8 protein-coding genes and 1 tRNA gene are annotated in these 11,653 nt (G+C 61.8%); 3 read left to right on the forward strand and 6 right to left on the reverse strand.

The window, feature by feature from the left end; genetic code table 11:
- The first annotated feature begins 249 nt into the window (after positions 1-249).
- Entirely contained in the window at positions 250-1,851 is a 1,602-nt protein-coding gene (locus NKI24_RS23750; RefSeq protein ID WP_352748849.1) for a cisplatin damage response ATP-dependent DNA ligase, read from the forward strand.
- Positions 1,852-1,949: 98 nt separating this feature from the next.
- On the opposite strand, the gene NKI24_RS23755 is transcribed toward NKI24_RS23750, so the two are convergent.
- Positions 1,950-3,101 carry a hypothetical protein gene (locus tag NKI24_RS23755; RefSeq protein ID WP_352748851.1) on the reverse strand — a complete coding sequence of 384 codons (1,152 nt, stop codon included), beginning with the start codon at positions 3,099-3,101 and terminating at the stop codon, positions 1,950-1,952.
- A 354-nt stretch (positions 3,102-3,455) separates the two neighbouring features.
- Here NKI24_RS23755 and NKI24_RS23760 point away from each other — a divergent pair.
- A tRNA-Thr gene (locus tag NKI24_RS23760) sits at positions 3,456-3,531 on the forward strand.
- Positions 3,532-3,660: 129 nt separating this feature from the next.
- On the opposite strand, the gene NKI24_RS23765 is transcribed toward NKI24_RS23760, so the two are convergent.
- The 3 genes from NKI24_RS23765 to NKI24_RS23775 all read right to left on the reverse strand — a co-directional run bounded on the left by NKI24_RS23765 (position 3,661) and on the right by NKI24_RS23775 (position 6,614).
- Positions 3,661-4,203: a hypothetical protein gene (locus tag NKI24_RS23765; protein WP_352748853.1), complete on the reverse strand. Its 543-nt coding sequence runs from the start codon at positions 4,201-4,203 to the stop codon at positions 3,661-3,663.
- Complete coding sequence (locus NKI24_RS23770) at positions 4,200-4,649, reverse strand: hypothetical protein (RefSeq protein ID WP_352748856.1); 450 nt, start codon at positions 4,647-4,649, stop codon at positions 4,200-4,202. Before NKI24_RS23770 ends, NKI24_RS23765 begins: the two co-directional genes overlap by 4 nt.
- Before the next feature lie 66 nt (positions 4,650-4,715).
- A complete protein-coding gene (locus NKI24_RS23775) occupies positions 4,716-6,614 on the reverse strand; it encodes a DUF7380 domain-containing protein (RefSeq protein ID WP_352748858.1) in 1,899 nt (632 codons plus the stop codon).
- Positions 6,615-6,777: 163 nt separating this feature from the next.
- Between NKI24_RS23775 and NKI24_RS23780 the strand changes: the two genes are divergently transcribed.
- Positions 6,778-7,806 carry a YaaC family protein gene (locus NKI24_RS23780; RefSeq protein ID WP_352748860.1) on the forward strand — a complete coding sequence of 343 codons (1,029 nt, stop codon included), beginning with the start codon at positions 6,778-6,780 and terminating at the stop codon, positions 7,804-7,806.
- A gap of 35 nt (positions 7,807-7,841) precedes the next feature.
- Here NKI24_RS23780 and NKI24_RS23785 read toward each other — a convergent pair whose 3' ends face one another.
- Together NKI24_RS23785 and NKI24_RS23790 are read right to left on the reverse strand one after the other, a co-directional pair.
- Positions 7,842-9,482 (reverse strand): indolepyruvate oxidoreductase subunit beta family protein, encoded by a 1,641-nt coding sequence (locus NKI24_RS23785; RefSeq protein ID WP_352748863.1) that lies wholly within the window; start codon positions 9,480-9,482, stop codon positions 7,842-7,844.
- Complete coding sequence (locus NKI24_RS23790; RefSeq protein ID WP_352748866.1) at positions 9,475-11,628, reverse strand: thiamine pyrophosphate-dependent enzyme; 2,154 nt, start codon at positions 11,626-11,628, stop codon at positions 9,475-9,477. Before NKI24_RS23790 ends, NKI24_RS23785 begins: the two co-directional genes overlap by 8 nt.
- Positions 11,629-11,653: the final 25 nt, after the last annotated feature.

An 11,653-nucleotide genomic window follows, 5' to 3' on the forward strand; every position in this document is an offset into this window, starting at 1 on the left:
CTCCTTCGCTCAACTGCCTCTCCAAAGAATCCTTTCTCAGCCTAAACTCAACCCCAAAATCGCCATATGCGATTCCCCTGCCCTCAAGGGGGGAGATCGGCAGCTTTGGTTTTGCCGCTCATCCTGCAACGTTGGAAATTGGCGAAAGCAGTCGCGACAGCAAATCTCCCCCCTTGAGGGGGAGATGTCCGGCAGGACAGAGGGGGGCGCGACAGAACGCAAGCCTTCCCCATTGGCGTCGCCCCTCCGATGAACCGCTTCGCCGAGCTTCTCGACCGGCTGGTGCTGACGCCGTCGCGCACCGGCAAGCTGACGCTTTTGACCGACTATTTCCGCAGCGTCGAGGATCCGGATCGCGGGCTGGCGCTGGCGGCGATCACCGGCGATCTGTCCATCGCCGCGGTCAAGCCGGCGATGCTGCGCACTCTGGTGATCGAGCGCATGGATCCGGTGCTGTTCGGCTATTCCTACGACTATGTCGGCGACCTGGCCGAGACCGTGTCGCTGGTCTGGCCGCAGGCGCCGGTCGACATTGCGAGCCACGAGCCGACGCTGGCTGAGGTGGTGGCGAAGCTGCAGGCGGCGAGCCGTTCCGACGGGCCGCAGGTGCTGGCCCGGCTGCTCGACAGCGCCAGCACTTCGGCGCGCTTCGCCATCATAAAGCTGGTCACCGGCGGCCTGCGCATCGGCGTCTCGGCGCGGCTGGCCAAGCAGGCGCTGGCCGATTTCGGCAAGGTCGATATCGCCGAGATCGAGGAACTCTGGCACGGGCTGACGCCGCCTTATACCGGGCTGTTCGCCTGGCTGGAAGGCAAGGCCGAAAAACCCAGGAAGACGGCGCTGGCGCTGTTCAGGCCGGTGATGCTGTCGAATGCCGTCGGCGACGGCGACCTCGAAAAGCTCGACCCGGCCGACTACGCGGCCGAATGGAAATGGGACGGCATCCGCGTCCAGGCGGTTTGCGAAGGCGGCATTCGCCGGCTCTATTCGCGCACCGGTGACGATGTCTCCGGCGCCTTTCCGGACCTTGCCGAGGCCATGGATTTTTCAGGCGCCCTCGACGGCGAGCTTCTGGTGGGAGACCCCAGGCAGGCGACGGGCACCTTCTCGGACCTGCAGCAGCGGCTGAACCGCAAGAGCGTGTCACCCAAGACCCAGCAGCAATACCCGGCCTTCATGCGCTGCTACGATGCGCTGCAGATTGGTGACGAGGATTTGCGCGGACTTCCCTTCCGCGAACGGCGCGGCCGGCTCGAGGCCTTCGTCAGGACACTCGATCCGAGCCGCTTCGATCTGTCGCCGCTGGTCGAATTCACCAACTGGCAGGCACTCGAGGAATTGCGCCGCAAGCCGCTGCATCCGGTCATCGAAGGCGTCATGCTGAAGCGCTGGGATTCGCCCTATGTGGCCGGGCGGCCGAAGGGTCCGTGGTTCAAATGGAAGCGCGATCCGCACACGGTCGACGCCGTGCTGATGTATGCCCAGCGCGGTCACGGCAAGCGCTCGAGCTTCTATTCCGACTACACATTCGGCGTCTGGTCCGGGCCGGAAGGATCGGAGGAGCTGGTGCCGGTGGGAAAAGCCTATTTCGGCTTCACCGACGAGGAACTGAGGCAAATCGACAAATATGTCCGCGACAATACGATCGAGCGCTTTGGCCCGGTCCGCTCGGTGCGTGCCGACCGCAGGAACGGGCTGGTGCTTGAGGTAGCCTTCGAAGGGCTCAACCGCTCGACGCGGCACAAATCCGGCGTTGCCATGCGCTTTCCGCGCATTTCGCGGCTGCGCTGGGACAAGCCGGCGGCCGAAGCCGACCGCATCGAGACGCTGCAGGCGCTGCTCGATAGTTAATGCATGTCGCGCAAAAAGCAGCGGTTTTGCGGTAACGACATGCATCAAAACAAGAACCTGAAGCGCATCGCATGAGGCCTGTCCGAACGCGACGTGCTTTAGGGAACGACTGAAACGCGGATCTCGTAGATGTCGACCGACTTGCCCTGCTTGTCGAAGTCGGAATTGATGGCGATGGTGCCGGCAGCACCCGGACGCTTGTCGGGAAAGCGCACGTCGAACAGATATTCATTGCGCTCGCGACCGACCGCATAGCGCTTGCGGCCGCAGTCGCCGAGTTCGCCGAAATTGCAATCGACGGAAATCTGCGTCTCCTGCCCCTCCTCGGAGCGCGCGATGATGTCGAATGTGGCATGCTTGCCGGCTAGTTTTTCCAACACGCCTTGTCCGATGTCGAAGCTGATGGCCGAACCGGATGCACCCGAGCGGATGCGCAGGAAGGAACCGCTTTCGTCCTGGATGACGTCGGCCTTGGCGTCCGACGGTGCATTGACCTGCGTCGGGTCACCCGGCGAAAAGACGTTGATCCAGTCGCGCGCCTCGTCCTGCTCGCCCTGCTTCGGCGGCGAAGCGGTGTCGTCCGGCGTGAAATCTTCGCCATCGACCGTTGGCGGCGCTTCCGGTGGCGCTGTGTCGAGCTCGGTCGCCGATTTGAAGACGCCGGTCTGGTTGGCGAAATAAAGGCCGATGCCGGCGGCTGCGAGCAGCGTCACACCGAAGAAGATCGCGGTCAAAGGCAGGCGCCGCCGCCTCGCCCGCCGGTCGTCGCGGTCGGGCGTCACTTCCGCGTCGTCGGTTTCGACGTCGGCTTCGGTCGGAACCGAGGCCCCCATGTCGATCACCGGCGCCTCGGCAACAGGCGCATCGGGCATGATGTCGGGAACGACCGGCAGGACGCGCGACCGGGGGGCATCGGATTCGGGCGGCTGCGCCGGACCGTCAACGACGACATCGGGCGACGGCGCGGCTTCAGCTTCGGCCGGGGGCTCCACCTCCGGTGCTGCCTCCAAACTGTCGGTCGGCGCGGCGACGTCGGCAACCGCCGGCAGGAATTCCGATTCGATTTCGGTGATCTTCGCCTGGACCGCCTTGCGCCGCTTGATGGCGACTTCCACCGTGACGTTTGGATTGGCCTGCAGGGCACGGTCGAGTGCCGCGAAAGCCGATCGATAGACCCGCTCGCGAAACGTCCGGTCGTCGGCATTGCCTTTCTCGAAGGCATTGCGGATCGCTTTTTCGATCGCGTCCAAGCGAATTCCCTCTGCAATTTCACTCACATTGCCATGATCGTTAGCCGCAGGCGACCAATCAATCAACAAGCGAGCGGCTGCATTCTGCCTTGCCGAGGGGCACAAAGCTCATTTCGGCGGTTTTCGGTAAAGGAATCAACATTTTTCGCTGATTTTCCCGCCACGGCCAACGTGGCGGACGGGGCGGACTGCCGATACGGCATCACGCGGCCAATGGTAGATCCGCGCGGCGGCTGCCCTTGCGCCCGGCCGGAGGCGGCACGAATTGCCTCGTCCTGAAATCGTGACTGCCATCTTGAATTCGCGGCCGGTTGCGTCTATCACGCAGCCCATCCTGGAAGCTCGGCTTCCCGGGCCGCTTTAGCTCAGTTGGTAGAGCACATCATTCGTAATGATGGGGTCAGGTGTTCGAGTCACCTAAGCGGCACCATTGATTTCCTGTAGGAATTTGGCGCTTTTTGCCTCTTTCTCCAAAGCCGTCGGAGGTCTGGGCCGCAGCAAGCGCTGGGGTCGCGAGGAGGCACCGCATTCTGAGTCGCATTACAGGGATCAACTGCGCTTAGTTCAAGGCTACGAAGTACGAAGGCATTTCATAGCAGGCGAAGAGACGCACCTTGACAGCTAACATCGACTGACCGAGCCAGTCGATGGTGCCAAGCTCTAGCTGATGCAGATCGCTAGTGGCGCTGTCCTGCGAATCCCATATGCAGCCGACACGATTGTAGTGCGATGCTTGTGCCGTCCCATTCGGCATGTCCGCTGTAATCAGTTGCATCAGGTCGGGAGAAAAAGTGCGAGGATCAAATTTGCTGGCGGCATATGTCACCCCAATCTTTGCGATCATCTGACAAAAGCGCACGGTATCGATTGCCTGAGTTGAAAGAGTTCCGATCTCGTATTGCTCCAGATTCCTTTTCGAGGCGTTGATGTTGTGCATCCGGAGGCGATATAGCCCATCAGTGTCCGATGAGCGGCTGCTGTATACTGATGCGGGGAAAAGCATCGGGAGCACGAGGACCGTGGGGTAGTGGATGATCGGAATGAAGACCCGATCAGATTCTTCACGACCGATATCAGCCGGGAAATTGGTGTTCTCTATCACCCCGCTCTTTCCATTAAGACCGAGCCGCTCTTTCCATTAAGACCGAGATGCTTTCTGACAGGGTCAAACATGTGCCGGGCGATTTCGCTTTCGAACCGGGCGGTGATCGCCTGACATGCGACACACGTGGCCCTTCGCAACTCTATCCCTGCACCCAAGAACTCCGGAACGATGTGCTCGTCTGTTAGCTTCAAGGCCTTGCCTTTAGCATCTTTATCACGTCCGCAAAACGCACAGTATCCGAGTGGGGGGAGGGCCTGACGCGCTTTGACGGGTGAGAAGGACATCGAATGCGTGGAAGTAAATGACCCTGCCGATCGCAGGTAGAGCGCGCCCGAACTTGGCATGCTCACGGTCTTCCCCCTTTCGGGCAGCAGATCGAGGTCGGCCCAAGAAAACTTCAAATATCGACTGGCTTCGGTAAGTGGGCTGTTATCACCGCGCATTGCGCCTCCGGTGGGTTCTCAAACGTTGGCAGCCCGGATGTAGACCAAACCGGTGGCCACAGGAACTCAGTGACGGCCCATGCGTGTTATTGCGGCGGCAACGTCCGACCACACTCCAAACGACGGCGCACACGCAGTCCGCAGAACAAGCCATGTGGCATAAACCACGTCCGGACTCCAGAAGTCGCCGTCCCCCATTTTCCCATGCGCAAGCTCATTACGCACCGATGCGCCACCCCGGAAGTTGAAGAGAAGATCGACTTCTTGCAACATCGCAGCCGGGATCATTGTAAGCAGGGGATCGCGGTACTCTTCTAGCAGGCGGCTCAGCATTGCCTCTTCCTGAGTGCCGTCAGGATTGATCCGGTTCGTCTCGATGCCGTTCAAGGCGAGCATATACCTTAACGAGTTCTCCAGTTGCGGGAGGACCAAGTGTGCAGCCTCGATGTCATCGCCTGCGAGGAACCGGAACGCGCCCTTGGCGAAGATCAGTTCATGGTCAGGCGGCACGAATGCGCTTGCCTGCATGATCGGCATAAACATGGCGAGGGAGACGTAATGCTCGTTCATGATCACACGGCGGATGGTGTTGATCTTACCAGCCACGGCCATTTGTCGTCGAAACTGTTCCTGCTGGTTGATCAGGAAGCGCACTTGATCCTCATCAGGAGGGCCAGCGAAGCTTAGGCCGGGAGCCTTGAACCGTGTCCGGCCTTGATGGTCGCTCAGCGTCATCGGCATCATAGCCGATATGCTGCCATAGCCATTTTCGAGAACCTGCTTTCGGAGTGCGTCGGGCTCAGGCGAGCGTTCGCAAGTAAAGAGCGCCTTAAGCACATCCGGGAGCGGCTTCCCACTAACAACCGTTTCGATCGCGCCGACAAGTTCGGTGATATCCTGCTCATGCGAGAAGCTCGACATCTCATCTCGGATGTTCGGTTGGATAGCGTTGAGACGATCCTGTAGCTCACGGCGGCGTTGCGCGGTGCCCGGTATCGGACGCAACGCTTCAATCGCGCTGTCGAGGAAACTGACCTGCACCATGGCAGACTCGGGACGCGCATCGGCGTTGCCGACATACGTCTCGGCCGCAGCGATCAAGCAACGGCTCTCGTTCTCGTTATCCTTCGCCCGATGGTATGCGCGGGCCGCGAGTTGCCATAGCTCACGCTGACAGAAATGATCCCCTGCAATCTTGTCGTGCGTTGCCAGATGTTCGGCGGCGTCCGCCACGGCCTTCGGCTCCCAGATGCCATTGTCAAGGTTGACGGGCGCGATATGGACAAATCCCCACGAGTCATTCGAGCCTGCCGCCATCTGGGAAACATCGGATATGACGTTGCGCAGTGGATCGAACTCGGCTCGATCCCAGCCCATGCGGCGCGCGATGATAGTTGCCCTTCTCAGAAGGTCGCATCCCGTGACGCATGCCGCGCTCTTTTTCTCAAAGGCGAACTCGGCTTCGCCGCGAAAGACCATCGCCACGCAATCGACGTAGGCGCCAACGGCGCGCATCCCAGCATTGGCGTTCTTCGGCACCCGCAACCGGCAAACATCGCACACACGGGCTCGCAGGGCCGGACTCGGGATATCAGGCGAGAACGCTGCCAACACCTCTATTTGCTCTGCGAGGAGATCGCCGGGAATGAGCGTACGCCGACCACTGAACGTCGCCATGGGCTGGAAAGGCTCGACGCGGTTCTCCGGCACGAAGTGGTATGAGGCGATACCGGAAAGGACCTGCAAGGCATCTGCGGCGGGATCACCTACCTCACGTGCAGCCGTCGCTGCTGCTGCAAGCCGAGTATGCGTCCCCTGAATATCGACCTCATTGGGATTATCGATCGAGGCCGTCACCGACTTCAATCGGAAAGTCTCGATAGGAACGACAAATGCTACGCCGGGAGCAGGTGCGCCCTGCGTGGGCTCTTGATCTTCCGCTTCGCTCGACTCGTCGGTTGACATGGCTGCTAGCCTATCAGCTATCCAGTGAGAAGGCGAAATTACCCGCCACGTCACAGCATCTCGATGCCTGCATGACGATGAGCTTAGTCGCCTGTCATTTCGCATTCTGCGATCCTTTGCTAGACATGGTGTATTTGCCTGACGCAGGGTGGGGGGAATTCGAATGGACGCCGAAACTTGGCAACGCCTGCTTTCACTGGAGAGCCGAGATGTCGTCTCTCGGTGGTTCCAAATGCTCCACAAAAACGATCTTAATGCCCGGCGCGCCAAGGAAATCATCGCGTCAGCCAAGCAGGCGCGTGAATTCTTCAGGAGCTCGGCCGGTGCGAGCTATGCAGTCCGGCCTCTGCTTACATTCTATGGCGTTGCATCATTGAGCCGTGCACTCACATTGGTGTTCAGGAAGAACGGTGGCGAGGAGGGATTGGCTAAAGGGCACGGATTGGAAACTGTCGCATGGTCCGGCCGGCTATCAGGCGACCTTAGTCTAGCCCTTGCAGGTGTAGGTGCGTTGCAAGTTCGTACCACCGGAGGGTTGTTTTCCGACTTGGTGACCGCAACGAAAAATCGCATTGCCTTGCATGTCCGCTCGGAGGCCGTCGACTGGAGGCTCGATTATGATGTGCCCGCAATAGGCCACGAGTTTGCTCTCTTAGACATCCTCGACCGATTGCCCGATGTTGAAAACCAATTTGCGCATTTGAAACGCGATTTGCGCTATGTCGGTATACAGGACATCAGTTTCACGACCGAAGCCGGGCTGTCGTTGAAGGTTCGCGCTGAGGGGCTCAAGCACTTCCGTTCGGATTTCACCGACGCAGGATACTCGATAGCAGAACAAGGAGAAATGGTAGTCATCACCGCTGACGCCGCGCTCTTCTCACAGCATACACCACAGTTTCTGCATACCTATGTGCACAAGATGTTCGACACGATCCCACACCTGTATCTAGTCTCGCAATTTGGGCCGGGTAAGCAATATTCCCAGATCGCAGTCACCTACGTGCTGGCCTATTTCCTCGGCATGTTAGCGCGGTACTATCCAACTCATTGGACCGCCCTCATGATGGGGGAGAAAGGGGATGCGCTCTGGCCTAGCATCAACGCAGCGCAGCATTACGTTGAGATCGCATTTCCAGAGTTGGTGCTGGAACTGATTGAAGATGCTCTAAAAACCACTGAAACGCCCTGATAGATTTAAAATGGGGTTAGCAGAATGCGAGGTATTCAGCCGCCGTCGCTACCGGCATCTTCCCCCGCTGCGGCGGGACCGTGCTTCATGAAACGGGAGTGCCACCCCAGCGACGCCACCGTCTTCAGCGCGCCGTCGAGCATGTCGCCCTTCTCGTCCTTCAGTGCTGCTTCGCGCAGGCGCCGGATCCAGTCGGCGGCGTCCGGGCGGCCCTTAAGCAGGTCGAGCGCCGACAGCACCCGGTCGAATTTCGACTGGGCGCGGGCGTGGGTGTCGCTGTAACCCTTGATCAGCCGGCGGCAGTTGAGGATCTCCGTGCCAAGCGCGTAGTCCTGGCCGACTTGGCCCAGCGCCAGCGCGTACCAGCGCTCGAGATGGGTGGTCTCGACCTTGTGGCGCAGCAGCCGGCGGCGCCAGCGGCGCAGGCCGCCGATGAACCACAATGCGGCAAAGCCGGCAAAACTGTCGGTGCGGATATGGCGGCCGCGGTTGATGCGGCGGTCGAGGAAGGCGGCGAGCTTCGGCCGCGCCTCGATGTAGCTGCCGAGCCCAGCCGGCAGCGTGCCGCAGAATTCCTCGATGCGCGGGTGGAAATATTCGGTCACCTGCAGGACCGAGCCGTCCTTGACGCCAACCTCACGGCGTACGCGTCGGTCGCGGCTAGAGCGCGTCTTCAGGTCGGCGACGCGGATCATGTCGTCGTAGCACATGGCGTTGGCCAGATGCTTGGCGGCGGCGATCGACAGCGCGTAGGCGTGTTCGGCATCGTCCAGAGCGACGGCCCGGTCGAGCCGGTCGAGATACTCGCCGCCATAAGCAACGTCCTGATAGTCGACCACTTTTTTCAGGCCGCGAAGCGCCATGTCGCGCACGGGTACAGGCAGCATGGCGACGCGCGCCGCCAATTGTTGCCAGCCCTTCAACAGGCTTTCCGGGCCGCTGACTTCTGTCGCGGCGCCCGAGCCGGTTTCAGCGGCCGCCGGCCCTGCAGTCTTGTCGCCCGAAGGCGCACTCGCGATGCCGCGCGCCCGATCGTAGGCGGCGCCGAAGGCGGCGAGGCTGGCCTTGACACCACGGCCGCCGGCACTGACCGCCTGCTCATAGCTTTCGCGACTGAACGGCAAGGCGTCGGAGCCGGCCAGCGCGCCGAGCAGGCTGGCCGAGATCATCGAGCCATTGTCGGCGGCGATCTTCTCCATGTCGAAGGCAATGAAGCGCTTGGCCGCGGCTTCCGCCGTGGCATGCACCTTGGAGGACGAGGCGCGGCCGTCGCCGGGCTCGATCTTCTCCGAGACGGCGGCGATGCGGTGCGACGAGGCGATCAGCGTGGTGCGCTCGGGCGTGACGAAGCCGCGGATGATGGCGCGGCCGGCCTCCATCAGTTCGGCGGCGATCAGAATGTCGACGTCGCCCTGCGACGGCGACAGCGCGAAGACCGGCAGGCGGCCGGTGTCGCGGCACATTTCGACATAATAGATGGTGGCGCCGGTGCGCTGGGCGACGCCGGCAACCGAGGTCGATTGCGCGACGTAGCCGTTGCGCTCGGCGACGTCGGTGATCCAGTCGGCCAGCACGCCACCGCCCTGGCCGCCGACCGCCAGCACGGCGAGCTTGATGACGCGCTCGTCGTCCGGCGCGCCGGCCTTTGAACGGGTTGATGGAACGGCGTCAAGCATCGGCGAATATCAGGCGCCGGCTTTCACGGCGCCGCTGCAAGAGACCGATCATGGCGCGACGCGCGGCTTCAAGGAAACGGTCCCAGCGGCTCGGATTGTGCACGACGTCGGCGCGGTAGAAGGACGGGCAGAGCACCGCCGCATCGGCGACCTCGCCGCAATTGCCGCAACCGACGCAGCTTTGGTCGATATGCGCCACCGGATCGTCGCGCAACGGATCGTCGAGCGACTTCACCGAAAGCGACGGACAGCCGGACAGCCGCATGCAGGCATGGTCGCCGGTGCAGATATCTTCGTCGACACCGAATTTCGGCTTGACTATGCGCGTCCCGCCCTTGATCGCCTTATCGACCAGCGGCTTTTCGCGGCGCTGCCGGTTGAGCATGCATTCGGACGAGGCGACAATGACTTTCGGGCCCTTCTCGTCCGTCGTCAGCGCCTCGCGCAGCGTGTCTTGCATCTTGGTTACGTCGTAGGTGCGGTCGATGTGGCGCAGCCATTTGACGCCCATGCCTTTCACCGCCTCGGTGATCGGATGCTTGGTCGACTTGGTCTTGTTGCCGGCGCGGGACGACAGGATGTCCTGCCCTCCGGTCGCAGCCGAATAGAAATTGTCGACGATGACGATGACGCCGTCGTTCTTGTTGAACACGGCATTGCCGATCGAGGAGGTCAGGCCATTGTGCCAGAAGCCGCCGTCGCCGACGAAGGAGATCGAGCGGCGCTTGGCATCGGGCGAATTGAACGCCGAAGCCGAGGCTGGCCCCAGCCCGTACCCCATGGTGGTGGCGCCGAGCTCGAAAGGCGGCATGATCGAGAACAGATGGCAGCCAATGTCGGAGGCGATGTGGTGCTTGCCCAGCTCCTGCTCGACCAGCTTGGTGGCGGCGAAGATCGGCCGCTCCGGGCAGCCGACGCAGAAGCCGGGCGGCCGGCCCGGGACGACGTTGATCAGGTCGGCGGTGTCGAGCCCGTCGCCGATCTTGTTCGGCGCGCGGACCTCGCTTGGCAGCAGATGCGGGATGGTGGCACGCAGGAACGATCCGATGCCGTCGAGCATCACCTGGCCGGTATATTCGCCGGCCATAGGCAGATGTTCCTTGCCGACGAGCTTGGTGCCGCGGCCGGCCTTGTGCAGCATCGCGGCAAAGGCCTGTTCGATGTAGTTGGGCTGGCCTTCCTCGACGACGAGGACGGCGTCCTTGCCTTCGCAGAAAGACAGGAACTCGTCGTCGACCAAGGGATAGACGGCGTTGAGCACATAGAGCGGCACGTCGGTGTCGCCATAAGTGTCGGCGAGGCCGAGCCGCTGCAGCGCCCGGATGACCGAATTGTACATGCCGCCCTGCATGACGATGCCGACCGAGCCGTGCTCCGGGCCGAAAAACTCGTTGATCTTGTTGGTGCGGATGAAATCCAACGCCGCCGGCCAGCGTTTCTGCACCTTTTCCTTCTCGTGCAGGAAGGACGCGGGCGGCAGCACGATGCGGCCGGTGTCGCGGCGCGGCGCCTCGAGCGCATCGGCCACAGTCATTGCCGGGCGCTTGTTGTCCTTGGCGATGAAATGGCCGTGGACATGGCAGCAGCGAATACGGACCTGCAGCATGACCGGCGTGTTGGAAACCTCGGACAGCTCGAAGCCGTCCTCCACCGCCTTGACGATCGACGGCAGGTTCGGTCGCGGGTCGAGCAGCCAGACCTGGCTCTTCATGGCAAAGGCGTGGCTGCGCTCCTGCATGATCGAGGAGCCTTCGCCGTAATCCTCGCCGACGATGATCAATGCACCGCCGGTGACGCCGCCGGAAGCGAGATTGGCGAGCGCGTCGGAGGCGACATTGGTGCCGACCGTAGACTTGAAGGTGGCCGCGCCACGGATCGGATAGTGCACCGATGCCGCCAGCATGGCGGTGGCGGTCGCTTCCGAGGCGCTGGCCTCGAAATGCACGCCGAGCTCGCCCAGGATATCCTGCGCGTCGGCCAGCACGTCCATCAAATGGCTGATCGGCGCGCCCTGATAGCCGCCGACATAGCCGACGCCGCATTGCAGCAGCGCCTTGGTGATGGCGAGAATGCCTTCGCCGGAAAACTCCTCGCCGGCGCCGAGCCTGAGCTTTTCGACTTCCTTGGCAAAAGACCGTTCGGCCATTTTGGGCTCCTTCCGTTACCGCCCC

This window comes from Mesorhizobium sp. M0701 (assembly GCF_040320365.1).
GTDB lineage: Bacteria > Pseudomonadota > Alphaproteobacteria > Rhizobiales > Rhizobiaceae > Mesorhizobium.

Excerpts from the sequence above, each read along its gene's own strand:
- NKI24_RS23750 (WP_352748849.1), top strand. The coding sequence starts at position 250 with ATGAACCGCTTCGCCGAGCTTCTCGACCGGCTGGTGCTGACGCCGTCG.
- NKI24_RS23770 (WP_352748856.1), bottom strand. The coding sequence starts at position 4,649 with ATGCGCGGTGATAACAGCCCACTTACCGAAGCCAGTCGATATTTGAAG.
- NKI24_RS23775 (WP_352748858.1), bottom strand. The coding sequence starts at position 6,614 with ATGTCAACCGACGAGTCGAGCGAAGCGGAAGATCAAGAGCCCACGCAG.
- NKI24_RS23780 (WP_352748860.1), top strand. The coding sequence starts at position 6,778 with ATGGACGCCGAAACTTGGCAACGCCTGCTTTCACTGGAGAGCCGAGAT.
- NKI24_RS23785 (WP_352748863.1), bottom strand. The coding sequence starts at position 9,482 with ATGCTTGACGCCGTTCCATCAACCCGTTCAAAGGCCGGCGCGCCGGAC.
- NKI24_RS23790 (WP_352748866.1), bottom strand. The coding sequence starts at position 11,628 with ATGGCCGAACGGTCTTTTGCCAAGGAAGTCGAAAAGCTCAGGCTCGGC.